Genomic DNA, 19,445 nt, shown 5'->3' with positions numbered 1-19,445 from the left:
CTATGCCGAGCTGATGTATCGACTCGATACATCCAGACGATAGAACGACCACCCTGTTGCGACAAGAGGGGGCACGGTGAACGAGGTCACATCACCGATTCGTGGGACACAACCTGCCTGAATTGGAGTGAACATCCCCAGTGGGCGGGATTTGGCCGTGCGTAGTCTGTGCGCCATGCAGACCACCGGGAACCGAGTGACGTCTTTCGGCGTCCTCGTCCTGGATGCAGTGCGCCCGGTTGCTCAGGGGGGCAGCCGGACAGCGCATCGGGGGGAACGCAAGCCACCTGCCGCTTCCAGGCGATAGCGCCTGCCCTAGGAGTAGTCGTTCGATGAGCGAGCACCGCCGCAAGCCGCCGCCGCAGCCTCAGGGCGGCGGCGGACGAGCCGCGGCCAGGCGCGCGGCCCAGCAGCCGACGTCCGGCCGCCGTGCCGCACCGCCCAGTAGTTCCGCCACACCGCCGGCCGGCGGAGGCGACCAGTACGGAGGCCGGGCCGGAGCCCGCAGGGGCGCCCAGCGGAGCGCGCCCGGCGGACGGAGACGTCCCGGCGACGCCGGTCCCGGAGGAGGGAGAGGGCGCCGGGACGGCGGGCGCCCCGGCAAGAAGCGCTTCATCGACTATCCGCGCGCGGGCAAGGACGGCGTGAAGCGCTGGCTGCCCTCGTGGAAGCTGGTGCTCGGTGCGTGCTTCACCTTCATAGGGCTGATCCTCGGCACGGTGGGCGTCGCCCTGGCCGTGGTGCAGGTACCCAGTGAGCAGAAGGCCGCCGCGGTCCAGAAGAACGTCTACTACTGGTCCGACGGCAAGCAGATGGTCGTCGCCGGCGGCGGCGCCCTGAACCGTCAGATCGTGCCGATCGCCAAGATTCCCAAGTCGATGCAGTACGCGGTGATCTCGGCCGAGAACGCCAGCTTCTACGACGACTGGGGCGTGGACCCGATGGGCATCGCGCGCGCCGTCGTGAAGATGGCGCAGGGCGGTGAGACGCAGAGCGGTTCGACCATCACCCAGCAGTTCGTGAAGAACACCTACCTGAGCCAGGAGCAGACGCTCAAGCGCAAGGCGACCGAGCTGCTCATCTCCATAAAGGTGGGGGCCACGAAGGACAAGGACGACATCCTCGCGGGCTACCTCAACACCGCCTACTACGGGCGCGGTGCCTACGGCATCCAGGCCGCGGCGCGGGCGTACTACGACAAGGACTGCACCCAGCTGACGGCCAGCGAGAGCGCGTATCTCGCGGCGACGCTGAACGGTCCCAACCTGTACGACCCCTATGGCGGTCAGGGCCCGGCGGCCACGCCGGAGAAGAACACCAAGCGCTCCATGGACCGCTGGAAGTGGACCCTGGACCGTGAGGTCGAGGTCGGTCACCTGAAGCCGGCGGAGCGCGACAGCTGGGTCGCCAAGGGCTTCCCGCAGCCGCAGAAGCCCAAGCCCGCGACCAACCGCGCGGGCCAGATCGGCTATCTCACCGACCTCGCCGACAACTACATCGTCGCCCATTCCACCATCAGCAAGAACCAGCTGGACCGGGGCGGCTACCAGATCCACACCACCTTCGACCGCGACAAGGTCGAGGCCCTGTCGAAGGCGGTAGAGGACGTACGGAAGGCCAACATCAAGCCCGACGTGCGCGAGAAGGACAAGTTCGTGCAGTTCGGCGGCGCCTCCGTGGAGCCGAAGACCGGCAAGATCGTCGCCATCTACGGCGGCGCGAACGCCCTGGAGCACTACACCAACAACGCCGATTACACCGGTGTGCAGGTGGGCTCGACCTTCAAGCCGTTCGTGCTCGCCGCCGCCATGACGCACGGCAAGCGGGATCCGGGCCTCGGCGCGCAGCAGGGCGACAGCCAGCGCACGCTGGTCTCCCCGGACAGCGTCTACAACGGCAACAACAAGCTGACGCTGCGCAATTACAACGGCTCGGTCTGGCACGACCAGAACGGCGGCGAATGGCGCCAGGTCAACGACGGTGACGAGGACCGTGGCCTCGTCACGCTCCGGACCGCCATGCAGTTCTCGGTGAACACCCCCTTCATCCAGCTCGGCATGGACGTCGGCACCGACAAGGTCAAGGAGGCCGCGCTCGCGGCCGGCCTGGACAAGGACCAGCTCGCCGCGACGACCCCCACCTTCTCGCTCGGCACATCGGCGCCCAGCGCGATCCGGCTGGCCGGCGCGTACGCGACCTTCGCGGCCAGCGGCAAGCAGATGGACCCGTACTCCGTGGAGAAGGTGGAGAAGGACGGCAAGCCCGCCTACGTCCACGAGGCGTCGAGCAAGCTCGCCTTCTCGCCGCGGGTGGCCAACAACGTCACCGACGTGCTGAAGACCGTGGTGGAGGCCGGTACGGGCACCTCGGCGAAGCTCGGTGACCGTCCGGCCGCGGGCAAGACGGGTACGACCGACGGCAACCGCTCCGCCTGGTTCGCGGGCTACACCCCGCAGCTGTCGACCGCGGTCGGCATGTACCGGGTCGACCCCAACGCCAAGAAGCAGGAGTTCCTCTCCATGCGTGGTGTGGGCGGTCAGACGACCATCCACGGCGCGTCCTTCCCGGCCGAGATCTGGGCCGACTACATGGGCAAGGCGCTGAAGGGCCAGCCGATCGAGCAGTTCGAGCGGGCCGAGCCGATCGGCGAGAAGGTCTTCGGCGACGGCGCCAGCCCCTCCCCCAGCGCGGTGCCGTCCACGACGCCGTCGGCCACGCCGTCGAAGTCCCCGTCCGCGTCGCCGTCCAAGCCGGCGACGCCCAGCCCGTCGCCGAGCAAGATCTGCCTGCCGTTCGACCGGCGGTGCCACCAGGGCGACAACGGCGGCCCCGGCGAGCCCGGTACGTCGGGCGGCCCCGGCGGGGCCGGCGGGCCGGGAGGCGACCCGGGCACCTCGCCGTCGCCCGAGCAGAGCCGCGGCCGCCCCGGCGGCGGTGGGTTGTTCGGCGGGATGCGCGACTGACCTGCTGAGACACCGGGCCCGGGCAGTCGCCTGAGCCATCCGACCCGAGGGCCGTCCCGCGTTCGCGTGAGGCGGCCCTCGAAGTTATCCACAGGCTCCGACGGCCCTCGGGCGGGTACGGCAGGATGGTCGGCATGAGGAGCGCCCGGGATGACCAGCTTGTACGGCCCACCGTCGAGGACGAGGTGGCCGCCGCCGGCAGTGAGCTCATCGGCGGGCCCGCGGGCCGCCGCGCCTTGCCCGGCGGGGGCTGGTGGACCCCGGTCCGGGTGATCGTGCTCGTCGCGCTGGGGATGTTCGCGCTCGGCATGGTGCAGAAGCTCCCGTGCTACGAGTACGGCTGGTTCTTCGGCGCCACCACGCAGTACACCCACGCCTGCTACTCCGACATCCCGCACCTCTACAGCGGGCGCGGCTTCGACGCCGGCCTCATCCCCTACTTCGACCGGATTCCCCAGGAGCTGTCCGGCGGGATGGACTATCTGGAGTATCCGGTCCTCACCGGCCTGTTCATGGAGGTCGCGGCCCGGATCACCCCCGGCGGCGGCACGCTCCAGCACCGGGAGCAGCTCAACTGGCTGGTCAACGCCGGGATGCTGATGGCCTGCGCGGCGGTCCTCGCCGTCTGCGCCGCCCGTACGCACCGGCGCCGCCCCTGGGACGGCCTGCTGGTCGCCCTGGCCCCGGCGCTCGCCCTGACGGCCACGGTCAACTGGGACCTCCTGGCGGTCGCCCTCACCGCCCTCGCGATGCTCATGTGGGCCCGTGAGCGGGTCGTCGTGGCGGGCGTCCTGATCGGCCTGGCGGCCGCGGCGAAGCTCTATCCGGTGCTGCTGCTGGGTCCGCTGCTCATCCTGTGCCTGCGGGCCGGGCGCCTGAGGGCCTTCCGTGACGCGGCGGTGGGCGCCGTCGTCGCCTGGCTGGCCGTCAACCTCCCTGTCATGATCACGCATGACGCGACGGGCTTCCACATCCGCGAGGGCTGGGCGAAGTTCTACACCTTCAGCCAGGAGCGCCCGATCGACTTCGGCTCGGTCTGGCTCCTGATCTCCCAGCGCACCGGGAATCCGCTGGAGAACGCCAACACGTATGTGACGCTGCTGATGATCCTGGGCTGTCTGGCCATCGGCGCCTTGGGGCTCTACGCCCCGCGCCGCCCGCGCTTCGCCCAGCTGGCCTTCCTGGTGGTGGCGCTGTTCGTCCTCACCAACAAGGTCTATTCACCGCAGTACGTGCTGTGGCTGATCCCGCTCGCCGTGCTGGCCCGGCCCAAGTGGCGTGACTTCCTCGTGTGGCAGGCGTGCGAGGTGCTGTACTTCCTCGGCATCTGGTCCTACCTGGCCTACACCGGCAGTGGTGACAAGCACCAGGGCCTGCCTGTGGAGGGCTACCAACTGGCCATCGCCCTGCATCTGCTGGGGACGCTGTATCTGTGCGCGGTCGTCGTCCGCGACATCCTCCTGCCGGAGCGCGACGTCGTCCGGCGTGACGGCTCCGACGACCCCTCGGGCGGCGTGCTGGACGGGGCCCCGGACATAGTCGTCCTCGGCTCCGCGCGCCGTGCCCGGCACGCGGAGCACTCCGCAGGCACAGGTGTCCGTCCGGGGACCGGGAGCCACCCGCTGTCGTAGCGGCTCTCCGGCCCCTTCCCCGAGGGGGTGGGTCAGTGGTCGAGCAGACGGTCGAACTGAGTGGTGGTGTTCCGCAGGTGGGCCACCAGCTCGTCGCCGACCTGGGGCGGGGCGACCTCGCCCGGCACGAAGAGGATCGAGACCTGCATGTGCGGCGGCTCGGCGAACCAGCGCTGCTTGCCCGCCCAGACGAAGGGCGAGAGGTTGCGGTTCATGGTCGCGAGACCGGCGCGGGCGACGCCCTTGGCGCGCGGCATCATGCCGTGCAGCGCCTTCGGCGCCTCCAGGCCCACGCCGTGCGAGGTGCCGCCCGCCACGACCACGAGGTAGCCGTCGCCGGCGGCCTTCTGCTGCCGGTAGCCGAAGCGGTCGCCCTTGGCGACGCGGGTCACGTCCAGGACGGCGCCGCGGTACTGGGTGGCGTCGTGGTCGCCGAGCCACAGCCGGGTGCCGATCCGGGCCCGGAAGCGGGTCTGCGGGAACTGCTGCTGGAGCTGGGCCAGTTCGTCGGAGCGCAGGTGGCTGACGAACATGGTGTGCAGCGGCAGCCGGGCGTTGCGCAGCCGCTCCATCCAGGCGGAGACCTCCTGGATGGCGGTGGAGCCGTCCGTGCGGTCCAGCGGCAGGTGGATCGCGAAGCCCTCCAGGCGCACGTCCTCGATGGCGGCGTGCAGCTTGGGAAGGTCCTCCTCGCTGATGCCGTGCCGCTTCATGCTGCTCATGACCTCGACGACGACCCGCGCGCCGACCAGGCCGCGCACGCCCTCGACCGAGGAGACCGAGCGGATGGCCCGGTCGGGCAGCGGCACCGGCTCCTCGCCCAGCCGGAACGGGGTGAGCACCAGCAGGTCGCCGCTGAAGAAGTCCTTGATCCGGGCCGCTTCGTAGGTCGTGCCGACGGCGAGGATGTCCGAGCCGAAGCGGGCGGCCTCGTCGGACAGCCGCTCATGGCCGAAGCCGTAGCCGTTGCCCTTGCAGACCGGGACGATCCCGGGGAACTGCTGGAGGATGCTCTGCTGGTGTGCCCGCCAACGCGCGGTGTCGACGTAGAGCGTGAGCGCCATGGCCGGTCCCGGAACCTTTCCCTGTGCCTGCTGGGTGACGTGGTCGTATGCCTCGCGGCATTGCTTCGTGGCCGTACGGGCCGGCGCGCGGCCGGCCGTGCGGAGAGGTCAGCGGCGCGACATGTACATGTCGAGGGCCTTGTGGAGCAGCTTGTTGAGCGGGAAGTCCCACTCACCGAGGTACTCCGCCGCCTGCCCGCCCGTGCCGACCTTGAACTGGATCAGGCCGAAGAGGTGGTCGCTCTCGTCGAGGGAGTCGCCGATGCCGCGCAGGTCGTAGACGCTCGCGCCCAGCGCGTAGGCGTCGCGGAGCATCCGCCACTGCATCGCGTTCGACGGACGGACCTCGCGCTTGTGGTTGGCCGAGGCGCCGTAGGAGTACCAGACGTGCCCGCCGACGATCAGCATCGTCGCGGCCGCCACGGCCTCGCCCTCGTGCACGGCGAAGTACAGCCGCATCCGGTTCGGGTCCTCGGTGTTGAGGGCCGTCCACATGCGCTGGAAGTAGCTCAGCGGGCGCGGGCGGAACTTGTCGCGCTCGGCGGTGATCTCGTAGAGGTGCTGCCAGGTGGGCAGGTCCTCGTAGCCGCCCTGGACGACCTCGACGCCGGCCTTCTCGGCCTTCTTGATGTTGCGTCGCCACAGCTGGTTGAAGCCCTTGTGGACGTCCTCCAGGGAGCGGTTCGACAGCGGCACCTGGAAGACGTAGCGCGGCTGGACGTCGCCGAAGCCGGCGCCCTCCTCCTCGCCCTGCTGCCAGCCCATCCGGCGCAGCTGGTCGGCGACCTCGAAGGCGCGCGGCTCGATGTGGGTGGCCTCGACGTCGCGCAGACGCTTGACGTCGGGGTCGGCGATGCCGGTCTTGATGGCGTTGGCGTCCCAGCGGCGGATCACCACGGGCGGGCCCATCTTCACCGAGAAGGCGCCCTGCTGCTTGAGGTGCGCCAGCATCGGGCGCAGCCAGTCCTCGAGGTTCGGCGAGAACCAGTTGATGACCGGGCCCTCGGGCAGGTAGGCGAGGTAGCGCTTGATCTTGGGCAGCTGGCGGTAGAGCACCAGGCCCGCGCCGACCAGCTGGCCGTTCTTGTCGAACCAGCCCAGGTTCTCCGAGCGCCACTCGCCCTTGACATCAGCCCATGCCGGAACCTGCATGTGACTCGCCGCGGGCAGACTCTGGATGTATGCCAGATGCTGCTCTCGGCTGATTGTCCTCAGGGTCAGGCTCATGCGGGGCGCTCCTCGGCAGGTGTGTCCCCAGGGTCGGGGCTCCGGCTCTCGCGCCGAAGCCTACTGCGACCGGGGAGCCGCCCGTCCGGGCGTACGACCCGCTATCCGATCACACCGCCGAAGAGCCCCCCGTGCGCCATGCCCAGGAAGAAGCCCAGCGCGGCGGCCCCGAGCCCGATGATCAGCAGGAACCGCTCACCGGTCGTGGCGGAGATGAACTGCCCCCACGCCCCCGTGAGGATCCCGACGAGCCCGCTCCAGGAACTGAGCAGGTGCAGCCCGGTCCACAAGGACGAGACGGCGGCGAGCGCACCCAGCACGACCGTCACGGCGACGAGGGTGTTCTCGACGGGATGGGGCTTTCCGTCGCTGTTGAGGACCGCGGCGAGGGTCGCGCGCAGTCCCCTGGGCTGCCGAACCGCCTGTGTCATGGAGCCACCTCCTGAAGGCAGGCGCAATGTAGCGCCGGTCACACCCGATGCGTACAGATTGCGGGGCCGGACGGTTCGATTTCAACCGGACGCCGGAGTGCGGGTACTCTGTACGGTCTGCACCGGTGTCTGCCCGGACCCAGCTTCGGTCCCGGGGGCAACCCAGGGACTTTCCGCTGATTGTCAGTGTCCGCCGATACCGTTGTTCACGCATCACGACCCTCCTGCCACGGAACGACCGTGGCCGCTGAGTCCAAAGGAGGTGGGTTCCACATGCGTCACTACGAGGTGATGGTCATCCTCGACCCCGATCTCGAGGAGCGCGCTGTCTCCCCGCTGATCGAGAACTTCCTCTCCGTCGTCCGTGAGGGCAACGGAAAGGTCGAGAAGGTCGACACCTGGGGCCGTCGTCGTCTGTCGTACGAGATCAAGAAGAAGCCCGAGGGCATCTACTCGGTCATCGACCTGCAGGCCACGCCTGCGGTCGTCAAGGAGCTCGACCGCCAGATGAACCTGAACGAGTCGGTCCTCCGGACCAAGGTCCTCCGTCCCGAGACCCACTGAACCCCAGCGGTTCAGAGGTAATCGGGCTGCATCGCATCTGAGTAGCAAGCAGCCAGCAGCACACCCGCCGAGAGGTTCATCCATGGCAGGCGAGACCGTCATCACGGTCGTCGGCAATCTCGTCGACGACCCCGAGCTGCGCTTCACCCCGTCCGGTGCGGCGGTCGCGAAGTTCCGCGTCGCGTCCACTCCCCGCACCTTCGACCGCCAGACCAACGAGTGGAAGGACGGCGAGAGCCTCTTCCTCACGTGCTCGGTGTGGCGTCAGGCGGCGGAGAACGTCGCCGAGTCGCTTCAGCGAGGCATGCGCGTCATCGTGCAGGGCCGTCTGAAGCAGCGGTCCTACGAGGACCGCGAGGGCGTCAAGCGCACGGTCTACGAGCTCGACGTCGAAGAGGTCGGCGCCAGCCTGAAGAACGCCACGGCGAAGGTCACCAAGACCGCGGGTCGCGGTGGCCAGGGTGGTGGCTTTGGTGGCGGCGGTGGCGGCCAGCAGGGCGGCGGCTGGGGCAACAGCCCCTCCGGCGGCCAGCAGGGCGGCGGCGGGGCTCCCGCCGACGACCCGTGGGCGACCAGCGCTCCGTCCGGCGGCCAGCAGGGCGGCGGCGGAGGCGGCTGGGGCGGCGGCTCCGGCAACTCCGGCGGCGGCTACTCGGACGAGCCGCCCTTCTAGGCCCGAAAGGGCCCGGGCCCCTCGGGGTCCGAGGGCGACAGCACCAAAAACTTCTTGATCACACAGGAGAGAGACAATGGCGAAGCCGCCTCCGCGCAAGCCTAAGAAGAAGGTCTGCGCGTTCTGCAAGGACAAGACCGCTTACGTGGACTACAAGGACACGAACATGCTGCGGAAGTTCATTTCCGACCGCGGCAAGATCCGTGCCCGTCGCGTGACCGGCAACTGCACTCAGCACCAGCGTGACGTCGCCACGGCCGTGAAGAACAGCCGTGAGATGGCGCTGCTGCCCTACACCTCGTCCGCGCGATAAGGGAAGGGTGACCGAAAAATGAAGATCATCCTCACCCACGAGGTCTCCGGCCTCGGCACCGCCGGTGACGTCGTCGACGTCAAGGACGGCTACGCCCGCAACTACCTGGTCCCGCGTGGTTTCGCGATCCGCTGGACCAAGGGTGGCGAGCAGGACGTGGCGCAGATCCGCCGCGGCCGCAAGATCCGCGAGATCGCCACGATCGAGCAGGCCAACGAGGTCAAGGGTCAGCTTGAGGGCACCAAGGTGCGCCTGGCGACCCGTGCCGGCGACGCCGGCCGCCTGTTCGGCTCCGTGACCCCCGCCGACATCGCTTCGGCGATCGAGGCCTCGGGTGGTCCGAAGGTCGACAAGCGTCGTGTCGAGGTGGGCTCGCCCATCAAGACGCTGGGCTCGCACCAGATCTCCGTGCGTCTGCACGCCGATGTCGTTGCCAAGCTCGGCATCGAGGTCGTCGCTGCCTGATCGCCTGGCGATCGGTAGCGTGTGAAGGGCCGCACCCCTCGGGGTGCGGCCCTTCCGCCGTTCCGGGGCGGGGCCCAGGGGCCCGCCCCTCAGGCACGGATGACTCGGACGACGGCCCGGGTGAAGGCCCGGACAGGGGCTCGGACACCGAGGGCTCCCGGCACGTGCGGCCGCACCGGGCTCGTACGGCTCAGGCCCGCAGGCACCGCCCGCCCCGCAGGCCCGCGCGGTGCCTCACGCCCGTACGGCCCCGGTGACTATCCAGCGGCCCGAGCGGCTCCGCAGCCACAGGGTGATCATGCGGACCGCCATCATCAGCGTCATCGCCCACCACAGCGCGGTCAGCCCGCCGCCGAGGGCCGGCACGAGCAGCGCCGCGGGTGCGAAGACGGCGAGCACCACCAGCATCGCCCAGGCCAGGTAGGGGCCGTCCCCGGCGCCCATCAGGACGCCGTCCAGGACGAAGACCACGCCCGCGACGGGCTGGCTCACGGCCACGACCAGGAGGGCGGGCAGCAGGGCGTCCCGCACCGCCGCGTCGGAGGTGAACAGCGGGATGAACAGCGGGCGCGCGGCCACCACCAGCACCCCCAGCACCACGCCCGAGACGGTGCCCCACTGCACCATCCGGCGGCAGACGGCACGTGCCCCCGCCGGGTCGTCGGCGCCCAGATACCGGGCGATGATCGCCTGGCCGGCTATGGCGATGGCGTCCAGGGCGAAGGCGAGCAGGCTCCACAGGGTCAGCACGATCTGGTGCGCGGCGACGGAGGCGTCCCCGAGCCGGGCCGCCACCGCGGTGGCGATCATGAGGACGGCGCGCAGGGAGAGAGTGCGGACCAGCAGCGGCACGCCGGCCTGGGCGCAGGCGCGGATGCCGGCGGCGTCGGGCCGGAGCGAGGCGCCGTGGCGCCGGGCGCCACGGACGACGACCGCGAGGTAGACGGCGGCCATGGCGCACTGCGCGATGACCGTGCCCCAGGCGGAGCCGGCGATGCCGAGGCCGGTGCCGTAGACCAGGGCGACGTTCAGGACGGTGTTGAGGGTGAAGCCGCCGACGGCCACGTAGAGGGGCGTACGGGTGTCCTGGAGGCCGCGGAGGACACCGGTGGCGGCGAGGACGACGAGCATGGCGGGTATGCCGAGGGAGCTGATCCGCAGATAGGTGACGGCGTGCGGGGCGGCCGTGGGGGAGGCGCCGAAGAGGCCGACGAGCGCGGGGGCGAGGGGCAGGACGGCGGCGATGACGGCGGCGCCTATCAGGAGGGCCAGCCAGACCCCGTCCATGCCCTGGCGTATCGCGGCCCGGAGGTCGCCCGCGCCGACCCGCCGGGCTACGGCCGCGGTGGTGGCGTAGGCGAGGAAGACGAAGACGCTCACGGCGGTGGTGAGCAGTGCCGCGGCGACGCCGAGGCCCGCCAGCTGGGGCGTGCCGAGGTGGCCGACGACGGCGCTGTCGGCCATCACGAAGAGCGGCTCCGCGACGAGCGCCCCGAAGGCCGGGACGGCGAGGGAGACTATCTCGCGGTCGTGCCGTCGGGCACTCTTCGGTCCGCGTGCGGTGGCCTGGGTCATGCTCCCAACCTAATCTTCCACAGGTAATCGGTGCAATTGATCTGTGACCCTTACATCGCGCGGGCGCGGGTGATCTTCCGCGCCCCGTTTGTCGCGATCTTCGGCCGATGGGGAAAGTTTTTCTCCTCAACAGCCGGTGGATGGCGAAACCGCAGGTCAGAGGCTTGTGCAGGGAGTGATTGTGTGTTTGTCCACAGCGGTTTCCCCCGCCCCGTGCACAGGTTCCGTGGACTTCTCCACAGGATGGGGCCGCTCATCCACATGCCCTGTGGATAACCAGATTGGCTGACGGTGCCCGCGGGCCTACCGTGGACCGGCGCCTGCCGCCTGTTCCGGCCTCAAGAACCTTACGAGATCGACACGAACTCGACCCGTCGGAACCGGAGTCGGGCGCCGTAATTGTCAGAGCCGTGCCGTAAGAAAGAACAGCACGGCGAGGTCCGCGTGGCGGACGGGAGGAGGTGGCGGGATGAGCATCCCCGAACCGCCCATGGACGACCCGTGGGCCGACGCGGGTCCGGGTGACCGGCTCCCCGTCTCCCGCCCCCGCCGCGGCGACGGCCCGTCCCGCGGCGAGCGGCACGACCGCGGTGGCGACGACGGCGGCTCCTGGTCCCAGGGCGCCGGTTCGGGTGGTCAGTCCGCGCCGAGCGGCTTCGAGCGCGTACCCCCGCAGGACCTCGACGCCGAGCAGTCCGTCCTCGGCGGCATGCTGCTCTCCAAGGACGCCATCGCCGACGTCGTCGAGGTCCTCAAGGGCCACGACTTCTACCGTCCGGCGCACGAGACGATCTTCCAGGCCGTCCTCGACCTCTACGCCAAGGGCGAGCCGGCCGACCCCATCACGGTCGCGGCGGAGCTCACCAAGCGCGGCGAGATCACCAAGGTCGGCGGCGCGCCCTATCTGCACACCCTCGTCCAGACCGTCCCCACCGCGGCCAACGCCGAGTACTACGCCGAGATCGTCCACGAGCGTGCCGTGCTGCGCCGCCTGGTCGAGGCGGGCACCCGCATCACGCAGATGGGATACGCGGCCGACGGCGACGTCGACGACATCGTCAACAAGGCCCAGGCCGAGGTCTACGCCGTCACCGAGCAGCGCACCAGCGAGGACTACCTCCCGCTGGGCGACATCATGGAGGGCGCGCTCGACGAGATCGAGGCCATCGGCTCGCGCAGCGGCCAGATGTCCGGCGTCCCCACGGGCTTCACCGACCTCGACTCACTGACGAACGGCCTGCACCCCGGCCAGATGATCGTCATCGCGGCCCGTCCCGCCATGGGTAAGTCGACCCTCGCGCTGGACTTCGCCCGCGCCTGCTCGATCAAGCACAACATGCCGAGCGTGATCTTCTCGCTCGAAATGGGCCGCAACGAGATCGCGATGCGCCTGCTCTCCGCCGAGGCCCGCGTCGCCCTGCACCACATGCGTTCCGGTTCCATGACGGACGACGACTGGACGCGTCTCGCCCGCCGCATGCCGGACGTCTCGGCCGCCCCGCTCTTCATCGACGACTCCCCCAACCTGTCGATGATGGAGATCCGCGCCAAGTGCCGCCGGCTCAAGCAGCGGGCCGACATCAAGCTCGTGATCATCGACTACCTCCAGCTGATGCAGGCCGGTGGCGCCAAGCGCGCCGAGAGCCGTCAGCAGGAGGTCTCGGACATGTCGCGAAACCTGAAGCTGCTGGCCAAGGAGCTGGAGCTGCCGGTCATCGCGCTCTCCCAGCTGAACCGTGGCCCCGAGCAGCGCACGGACAAGAAGCCGATGGTCTCCGACCTCCGAGAGTCCGGCTCCATCGAGCAGGACGCCGACATGGTCATCCTCCTCCACCGCGAGGACGCCTACGAGAAGGAGTCGCCCCGCGCGGGCGAGGCGGACATCATCGTCGGCAAGCACCGTAACGGCCCGACGGCCACGATCACGGTGGCCTTCCAGGGTCACTACTCCCGCTTCGTGGACATGGCGGGGGCCTGACCCGGCCGTACGTCACTCCGTCACGGGCACGCACTCGGTGAGCAGGCCGACGATGTCGTGCCAGGCCCGTCGCGCGTGCCGCGGGTGGTAGCCGACGCCGGGGAGCACGGTCTGGTCGACCGGCGGGTGGTGGAAGGCGTGCAGGGCTCCGCCGTAGACCGCGAGGCGCCAGTCGACGCCCGCGTCCCGCATCTCGGCGGCGAAGGCGTCCCGTTGCGCGGCGGGCATGATCGGGTCCTCCGATCCGACCCCGGCCCAGACGGGGCAGCGGATGCGCTCCGCCTCGCCCGGCCGGCCCGTGGTCAGGGCGTTGACCGTGCCGATCGCGCGCAGGTCGACGCCGGCGCGCCCGAGTTCCAGCACGATCGCGCCGCCGGTGCCGTAGCCGATGGCGGCGATCCGGCCGGGGTCGGTGCGCGGTTCGGCGCGCAGCACGTCGAGTGCCGCGTGGCCGATGTCCCGCATCCGGTCGTGGTCGGCGAGCAGCGGGGTCACGCGCGCCAGCATCTCCTGCGGGTCGGTGAACCAGCGCCCGCCGTGGATGTCGAAGGCCAGCGCCACGTATCCCAGTTCGGCGAGGGCGTCGGCCCGGCGGCGCTGGAAGTCGTTCAGGCCCGTGCCCTCGGGCCCGATCAGGACCGCGGGCCGGCGGCCGGCACCGGCGGGGAGCGCGAGGTGGCCGATCATCGTCAGGCCGTCGGCGGGGTATTCGACCGTGCGTGTGGTGACCGTCGTCATGGGAGGGGACTGTAGTGATCGCCGAGCCCGGCCGGTGAGGTCTTCACCGTCGGCGGAACGGCGCGGGCCCGGCCCGTAGGCGTCGTGAGCGGGAAGCGTCAGGCCCGGCTTTCACCGGCCCAGCCGGGCGGCCTTGGCCTCACGCCGCGCGAAGACGTCCTCACGGCGGTCCGCCATCTGCCGCAGCGCGTCCTTGCGGTCCCGCTTGGAGAGGCGGTCGAGGTACGTGTGGCCGAAGAGGTGGTCGGTCTCGTGCTGGAGGCAGCGCGCGAAGTACCCCGTTCCTTCGATGACGACGGGGTCGCCGTCCTTGTCGAGCCCGCGGACGACGGCCCGGTCGGTGCGGGGGGCCGGCAGCCCGGCGCCGGGCACGGACAGACAGCCCTCGAAGTCGTCGACGAGCCGGCGGCTCTCCGGGCCGGGCAGCTCCAGGACGGGGTTGACGACGTGGCCGACGTGCCGGATCCCCTGGTCGTCGGGGCAGTCGTAGACGAACAGCCGCAGGTCGACGCCCACCTGGTTGGCCGCCAGACCGGCGCCGTCGGCCACGTACATGGTCAGGAACATGTCGTCGATCAAGGCCGACAGCTCGGGCGTCCTGAACTCGGTCACCTCCCGGCACGGGCGGCTCAGCACCTCCTCGCCCACCACGGTGATCCTGCGCACCGCACCCCGCTCCGCCTCCGGTGCCAGGGCCGGGTAGGCGTCGACGGGACTGCCCTGCACGCGGACCCGCCGGTCGACGGGACGGGACCGCTCGTTCTGGACGGACATCGCTGTCTCCCCCTTCGTTCCGCGCACGCCTTCCGCGCACGCCGCAGTGCCGCGGAGGTCGCCGCGGCGGATGTCTTAGGCAGGGCCGACCACCTGGGCTGACCACTCGGTCCGGCCCCTTGCCAAGATCTTTGCAAAGTAGCAGACTTTGCAAAGTGACTGAAGAAGACCTCACCACGCCCGCCGACCGGACCGCCGGCGCCGGCGAAGGACTGCGCGAGCACGAGGTCCGCAGGGCCCTGCTGGACCTGCTCGCCGAAGTCGGCACCGTCACGGCGACGGAGGCCGCCTCCCGGCTGGGCTACAGCTCCGGGCTCTGCTCGTTCCACCTGCGGCAGCTCGCCCGCCACGGGCACATCGAGGAGGCCCCGCACAGCGGGGGCCGTGCCCGGCCGTGGCGTCTGCGGCGGGACACCGCCGCGGACGGCGGGCCCGCGGAGGACCCGTTCGGTGACCTGGCCCGGGGGCTGGAGGACGAGAGCTGGCAGCGGTGGCTGACCCAGCGGGACGGGGCGCCGGCCGAGTGGCGCCACGACGAGGCCTTCAGTGCCGTCGCCTACCTGACGCCCGAGGAGATGAGCCGGGTCGCGGACGCGGTCCGCCGGGCGCTCGCCCCCTACCAGGACCGCGAACAGCGCCCCCTGGCCCGGCCCGAGGGCGCCCGGCCGGTGGCCCTCATCACCCGGCTGTTCCCCCTGCTCCCCCACGCGTCGGACGAGGCCTGAGAGGTCCGCTGAAGCGCGTGAGGAGGCGGTCCGGTGGGCGCGCGCTCAGCCCGCGCTCGTGGTGGGGGCGCCGCTCCGGTAGACGTCGAACGCCCGGGCGGTGGTGTCGTAGACGAGCCCGTAGCCGTCGTTGACCAGCGCGGGGGAGACCAGGGCGATGTCCGTGCGGAGGTCCTCGCCCGTACGGGCGTCGAGCGTCATCGCCCGGTCGGCCTGGGCGTAGACCACCCCGTGCCACACCGCGGTGATCCCGGGCGCGACGCGGCCCGCCGCCTTGTCCGGCAGCCGCCACAGGACGCGCGCGTCGCGCACGTCCACGGCCCATACGGACGCGTCGCCGGAAGCGTCGGTGCCGGCGCAGACCGTGGTGTTCCGGCCGTCGTAACGGCACCCCTCCAGCGAGGCGTCCCCCGAGTCCAGGCGGGTCGCGCCGCTCGTGGGGTCGATCAGCAGGCTGCCGCCCGCCCCGACGCCGTCGGCCCACGTCAGCCCGGGGCCGGGGTCCGAGGTCAGGGCCTCGCCGAGCCGGAGGTCCCGCTTCCACAGCTGGGCGCCGTCGGTGGTGGACCTGCCCACGAAGTCGCCGTCGTCGCGGACGCCGACGGCCACCGACCGCTCCAGGTCCACGCCCTCGAAGTCGGTGTCCGTCCAGACGACCCGGCCGGTCGCCGTGTCGAGCAGCACGGACACGGGCGGGACCTCCGAGTAGCCCGGGGCGTCCGAGGCGACGAGCACGTGCCGGGCGTCGGCGCCGACGACACGGGGGACGGCCGTGGGGTCCACGTCCTCGCCGCCCCCGCCGGCCTTGCCCAGGGCTATCTCGCGCGTCCACAGGGTGGCGCCGGTGCCCGCCTCCAGGGCGACGACGGTGATGCCGCGCCGGCCGGCGTACGTCCCGCTGCCCGCTTCCTCGGTGGCGAAGGCGCCGATCACCTTGTCCCCGGTGAGGCGGGGTGCCTGTGCGACGCCGTCGCCGCCCGGGACGGCCGAGTGCCAGGCGACGTCGCCGGAGTCCAGCCGGAAGGCGGTGACGCCGACGTCGTCCCGGTCGTAGGCGTAGGCGAGGCGGGCGCCGAGCGTCAGCACGCCGGCGGGGCCGCCGCTCTCGGCGGCGGGGGAGGGCCAGGCGCCCTGGAAGGTGGTGGTGGGGTTCTCCGGGAAGGACTCGGGCGGCACCGCGGGCCCGGTCGCCGGACCGCTGCCGTGGGGCCGCCCCTCGCTGTCGGACGGCTGCCCGCCGCCGCACGCGGCCACGGCGCACAGGACGCCTGCGGCGGCGACGGCGGCACGCAGCCGGCGCCGTACGGAGGCACGCCGGTTCGCGGGATCCATGGGGTTCATGGACACCAGAGGGTGGCAGAACGGGGGTGCGGGCGAAGGCGTCTCCGCGGATCCGGCGGGGGCGCCGGGACAAGATCCCATCTTGTTCGAAGGGGCGGAGTTCGAAGGGGCGGAGGGGGACGGGCCGTTCCGGCGAGCGCGTCGAGCCCCTCGGGGACCGGCCGCGTCAGCCGCCGGGAACGGTCCGGCCGGTCCGGTCGTCGACGTGGCTGCCCGGCTGCCCGGCTGCCCGGCGGTTGACCACCCGGTGGTCAGCCGACCGGCCGCACATGGAGGTCGAGACCCGCCGTCCCCTCCGCCTCGACCCCGGGCAGCAGCCGCATGTCGTGGTCGTAGTCGCCGCCGACGAGCGACCGGAACGGAACCGGCTCGTCCGTGAACAGCCCGTCCAGCCGCCGCGCGTACGCCCGCTCGGCCGCCTCGAACCGCTCCTCCGGCAGCTCGTGGGCGCCGAACACCGCGAACGGTTCGAGCGGCTCCATGCCCGTGAACCAGAACAGCCCGTGCTGGAGCGGATGGAGGATGTCCGCCAGCCGCCCGTGGATGCCCCGGTCGGAGAACGAGGACTCCCGGGCGCCGGCCGTCACCGACACCAGCGCCCGCCGCCCCGCCAGCGCGCCCTCGCTGTACGGCGGGGGGACTGCCGGGCCGTAGCCGAAGCCGGCGGTGAACACCCGGTCGATCCAGCCCTTGAGGATCGCGGGCGCGGAGAACCACCACATCGGGAACTGGAGGACCACCGCGTCCGACCAGCGCACCTTCTCCTGCTCCGCCGCGATGTCGGGTGTCAGCCGGCCCGCGAGGGTGGCCCGTTCGGACTCGGCCATGACGTGCAGCGGCCGGTCCGCGGTGTGGCCGGGGAAGTCGTCGGCGTCCACCGCCGCCTTCCACTTCATCGCGTAGAGGTCGGACACCCGCACCTCGTGACCCGCCGCACGCAGGTGGTCCACCGCGAAAGTGGTCAGGGCGGCGTTGAGCGAACGGGGTTCCGGATGGGCGCTGACGACGAGGATCTTCTTCGGCTGCCGCGGCGTGGTTTCGGTCATGACGCCACGTTCCCCCGGGCGCCGTCGGACAGCCAGAACCCTGTCCGGCCAGCGGAACCGCGATCCTGGTACCGGGAGGGCCACGCATACTTGAGCGCATGGACGTGGTCGAGAACCGCATCGGGAACGACACCGGCACCGGTGTCGCGAAGAGCCCCGGGACCGGCATCGGAAGCAGCGGCGAGGCCGGGCCCGTCGACGGGGTCGGCGACACCCACAGGGCGCTCGGCGGCTTCCTGCGCGCCCGCCGCGCGCGTGTCGCGCCGGAGCACGTCGGGCTCGCCGGCGGCGGCCGCCGGAGGGTGCGCGGGCTGCGCCGCGAGGAGCTGGCCCAACTCGCAGGGATCAGCGTGGACTACTACGTGCGCCTCGAACAGGGCCGGGCCACCCAGCCCTCCCCCGAGGTGCTCGACGCGCTCGCCAGGGCGCTCGGACTCGACGCGGCCGAGCGCGGGCACCTCGCCACCCTGGCCGCGCCCCGCCGCGGCTCCGCGCCCACGGCCGGGGTGAGCCGCCCGCTGCGCCGGGTCCTGGACGCCCTGGGTCCGCTCCCCGCGTTCGCCACGGACCACCGGCTCGACGTGGTCGCCTGGAACAGCCTGGGCGCCGAGCTGATCGGCGGCCTGGCGGACCCGGACGGCCGCGACCGCAACCAGGCCCGCTATCTCTTCCTCGACCCCGCCTCCCGGGCCGTCCACCCCGACTGGCAGGAGCGGGCCGCGGAGGCCGTCGGGCAGCTGCGGGTCTCGGCGGGGCGCTACCCCGACGACGCGGAACTGGCCGCGCTCATCACGGACCTGTCCTCGCGGAGCGACGAGTTCCGGCGGATCTGGAGCAGCGGTGAGGTGCTGATGTGCGGGGCGGGGCGCAAGAGACTGCGGCATCCGGTGGCCGGGCTGCTGACCCTGGACTTCGAGGCGCTGCACGTGCCGGCCGCGCCCGGCGAACTGGGTCTGGTGGTCCATGTGTTCAGCGCCGAGGAGGGCGGCGAGGGCGCCGCGGCCCTGGCCCGGCTGGCCGAGGCCGTGGCGGAGGAGCAGGGCCCGCCGGTCCCGCCCTAGCGGGCCCGGTCCGTCAGCGGGGCTCCAGCCAGGGCAGCTCGGTGGCCAGGTGCTGGAGGAGGCGCCGCTTGGGGTGGGCGCCCACGAGGCTCTTGACCGGTTCGCCGGCGCGGAAGAGCAGGAGCGTCGGCATGGAGAGGACGCCGTAGGCCGCCTGCGTGCGGGGGTTGGCGTCCACGTCGAGCTGGACGATCCTGAGGCGCCCGGCCTGTTCCCGCGCGATCTCCGCGAGCACGGGCGCGATCATGCGGCACGGCGGGCACCAGGCCGCGGTGAAGTCGACGAGGACCGGCAGGCCGGAGCCGAGCACCTCCGCCGCGAAGGTGTCGTCCGTGACGACAGGGACGAATGCGGCGTGCGAGTCCGGTGTGGCGGTGGTGACGGTGGTCATGGCGTGCTCGTCTCCTGATCGGTGTCCGGTGGGCTGAAGGCGCAGCGCGGGGGCGGGCCGCCCGGGAGGTCCGCCGCGAGCTCCAGTTCGGCGCGGGCCAGCTGGCGGCCGACCTCCTCCCGTACCTGCCGGAGGCGCCCGATGACGTCGTCGAGCTCCGCCAGCTTGCGGCGGTAGACCTCCAGGGAGGCCGGGCACGCGTCCCCGGCCGGGTGGCCCGCCCGGAGGCAGTCCACGAACGGACGGGTCTCCTCCAGGCCGAAGCCGAAGTCCTGGAGGGTCCGGATCTGCTGGAGGAGCCGCAGATCGGCCTCGTCGTACGTGCGGTAGCCGTTGCCGGCCCGCCGCGCGGGCAGGAGCCCGAGCGATTCGTAGTGCCGCAGGGTGCGGGTGGTGGTGCCCGCCTGTTCGGCCAGTTCCCCGATGCGCATGGCACCGACCGTAGACCTTGACGTCGACGTCAAAGCCAGCGCCGGTGTCCGGCG

The 19,445-nt window shown here is 71.6% G+C and carries 19 protein-coding genes; 9 read left to right on the top strand and 10 right to left on the bottom strand.

The window, feature by feature from the left end:
• Positions 1 to 332: 332 nt before the first annotated feature.
• On the top strand, positions 333 to 2,963 hold the full coding sequence (locus tag SMD11_RS16800) for a transglycosylase domain-containing protein (RefSeq protein ID WP_087927237.1): 2,631 nt from the start codon (positions 333 to 335) through the stop codon (positions 2,961 to 2,963).
• A 134-nt stretch (positions 2,964 to 3,097) separates the two neighbouring features.
• A complete protein-coding gene (locus tag SMD11_RS16795) occupies positions 3,098 to 4,594 on the top strand; it encodes a glycosyltransferase family 87 protein (RefSeq protein WP_087927236.1) in 1,497 nt (498 codons plus the stop codon).
• Between the two features lie 32 nt (positions 4,595 to 4,626).
• On the opposite strand, the gene SMD11_RS16790 is transcribed toward SMD11_RS16795, so the two are convergent.
• The 3 genes from SMD11_RS16790 to SMD11_RS16780 all read right to left on the bottom strand — a co-directional run bounded on the left by SMD11_RS16790 (position 4,627) and on the right by SMD11_RS16780 (position 7,316).
• Entirely contained in the window at positions 4,627 to 5,658 is a 1,032-nt protein-coding gene (locus SMD11_RS16790; protein ID WP_087927235.1) for an alanine racemase, read from the bottom strand.
• A gap of 108 nt (positions 5,659 to 5,766) precedes the next feature.
• Positions 5,767 to 6,885, bottom strand: a complete 1,119-nt coding sequence (locus SMD11_RS16785; protein WP_087927234.1) for a lipid II:glycine glycyltransferase FemX — start codon at positions 6,883 to 6,885, stop codon at positions 5,767 to 5,769.
• A gap of 101 nt (positions 6,886 to 6,986) precedes the next feature.
• Positions 6,987 to 7,316 (bottom strand): hypothetical protein, encoded by a 330-nt coding sequence (locus tag SMD11_RS16780; RefSeq protein WP_087927233.1) that lies wholly within the window; start codon positions 7,314 to 7,316, stop codon positions 6,987 to 6,989.
• A 273-nt stretch (positions 7,317 to 7,589) separates the two neighbouring features.
• Here SMD11_RS16780 and rpsF point away from each other — a divergent pair, with 273 nt between their 5' ends.
• The 4 genes from rpsF to rplI all read left to right on the top strand — a co-directional run bounded on the left by rpsF (position 7,590) and on the right by rplI (position 9,331).
• On the top strand, positions 7,590 to 7,880 hold the full coding sequence (rpsF, locus tag SMD11_RS16775) for a 30S ribosomal protein S6 (protein WP_058045341.1): 291 nt from the start codon (positions 7,590 to 7,592) through the stop codon (positions 7,878 to 7,880).
• An 82-nt stretch (positions 7,881 to 7,962) separates the two neighbouring features.
• Entirely contained in the window at positions 7,963 to 8,553 is a 591-nt protein-coding gene (locus tag SMD11_RS16770) for a single-stranded DNA-binding protein (protein WP_087927232.1), read from the top strand.
• A gap of 76 nt (positions 8,554 to 8,629) precedes the next feature.
• Entirely contained in the window at positions 8,630 to 8,866 is a 237-nt protein-coding gene (gene rpsR, locus SMD11_RS16765; RefSeq protein ID WP_004950692.1) for a 30S ribosomal protein S18, read from the top strand.
• Between the two features lie 18 nt (positions 8,867 to 8,884).
• Positions 8,885 to 9,331 carry a 50S ribosomal protein L9 gene (gene rplI, locus SMD11_RS16760; protein ID WP_087927231.1) on the top strand — a complete coding sequence of 149 codons (447 nt, stop codon included), beginning with the start codon at positions 8,885 to 8,887 and terminating at the stop codon, positions 9,329 to 9,331.
• Positions 9,332 to 9,565: 234 nt separating this feature from the next.
• Here the strand turns inward: rplI and SMD11_RS16755 are convergent, their stop codons facing one another.
• Entirely contained in the window at positions 9,566 to 10,906 is a 1,341-nt protein-coding gene (locus tag SMD11_RS16755; protein ID WP_087927230.1) for an MATE family efflux transporter, read from the bottom strand.
• 469 nt (positions 10,907 to 11,375) lie between these two features.
• Here SMD11_RS16755 and dnaB point away from each other — a divergent pair, with 469 nt between their 5' ends.
• Entirely contained in the window at positions 11,376 to 12,884 is a 1,509-nt protein-coding gene (gene dnaB / locus SMD11_RS16745; RefSeq protein ID WP_087927229.1) for a replicative DNA helicase, read from the top strand.
• 12 nt (positions 12,885 to 12,896) lie between these two features.
• Here the strand turns inward: dnaB and SMD11_RS16740 are convergent, their stop codons facing one another.
• Together SMD11_RS16740 and def are read right to left on the bottom strand one after the other, a co-directional pair.
• Positions 12,897 to 13,622 carry a dienelactone hydrolase family protein gene (locus SMD11_RS16740; protein ID WP_087927228.1) on the bottom strand — a complete coding sequence of 242 codons (726 nt, stop codon included), beginning with the start codon at positions 13,620 to 13,622 and terminating at the stop codon, positions 12,897 to 12,899.
• A gap of 111 nt (positions 13,623 to 13,733) precedes the next feature.
• Positions 13,734 to 14,396, bottom strand: a complete 663-nt coding sequence (def, locus tag SMD11_RS16735; protein WP_087927227.1) for a peptide deformylase — start codon at positions 14,394 to 14,396, stop codon at positions 13,734 to 13,736.
• Between the two features lie 155 nt (positions 14,397 to 14,551).
• Between def and SMD11_RS16730 the strand changes: the two genes are divergently transcribed.
• Positions 14,552 to 15,121, top strand: coding sequence for an ArsR/SmtB family transcription factor (locus SMD11_RS16730; RefSeq protein ID WP_087927226.1), 570 nt, complete (start codon positions 14,552 to 14,554; stop codon positions 15,119 to 15,121).
• A 45-nt stretch (positions 15,122 to 15,166) separates the two neighbouring features.
• Here SMD11_RS16730 and SMD11_RS16725 read toward each other — a convergent pair whose 3' ends face one another.
• Positions 15,167 to 16,462, bottom strand: coding sequence for a PQQ-binding-like beta-propeller repeat protein (locus tag SMD11_RS16725; RefSeq protein WP_159395309.1), 1,296 nt, complete (start codon positions 16,460 to 16,462; stop codon positions 15,167 to 15,169).
• 251 nt (positions 16,463 to 16,713) lie between these two features.
• Positions 16,714 to 17,508, bottom strand: coding sequence for an NAD(P)H-dependent oxidoreductase (locus tag SMD11_RS16720; protein WP_087927224.1), 795 nt, complete (start codon positions 17,506 to 17,508; stop codon positions 16,714 to 16,716).
• Between the two features lie 98 nt (positions 17,509 to 17,606).
• On the opposite strand from SMD11_RS16720, the gene SMD11_RS16715 reads away from it, so the two are divergent.
• Complete coding sequence (locus tag SMD11_RS16715; RefSeq protein ID WP_087927223.1) at positions 17,607 to 18,569, top strand: helix-turn-helix domain-containing protein; 963 nt, start codon at positions 17,607 to 17,609, stop codon at positions 18,567 to 18,569.
• A gap of 13 nt (positions 18,570 to 18,582) precedes the next feature.
• Here SMD11_RS16715 and trxA read toward each other — a convergent pair whose 3' ends face one another.
• Positions 18,583 to 18,960 carry a thioredoxin gene (gene trxA, locus SMD11_RS16710; protein ID WP_087927222.1) on the bottom strand — a complete coding sequence of 126 codons (378 nt, stop codon included), beginning with the start codon at positions 18,958 to 18,960 and terminating at the stop codon, positions 18,583 to 18,585.
• A complete protein-coding gene (locus SMD11_RS16705; protein ID WP_087927221.1) occupies positions 18,957 to 19,391 on the bottom strand; it encodes a MerR family transcriptional regulator in 435 nt (144 codons plus the stop codon). Before SMD11_RS16705 ends, trxA begins: the two co-directional genes overlap by 4 nt.
• Between the last annotated feature and the right edge of the window lie 54 nt (positions 19,392 to 19,445).

The organism is Streptomyces albireticuli, from assembly GCF_002192455.1.
In the GTDB taxonomy this organism is placed as follows: Bacteria; Actinomycetota; Actinomycetes; order Streptomycetales; family Streptomycetaceae; genus Streptomyces; species Streptomyces albireticuli_B.
The sequence above is the reverse complement of the archived record's forward strand: the minus strand, read 5'-3'. Positions and strand labels throughout refer to the sequence as shown.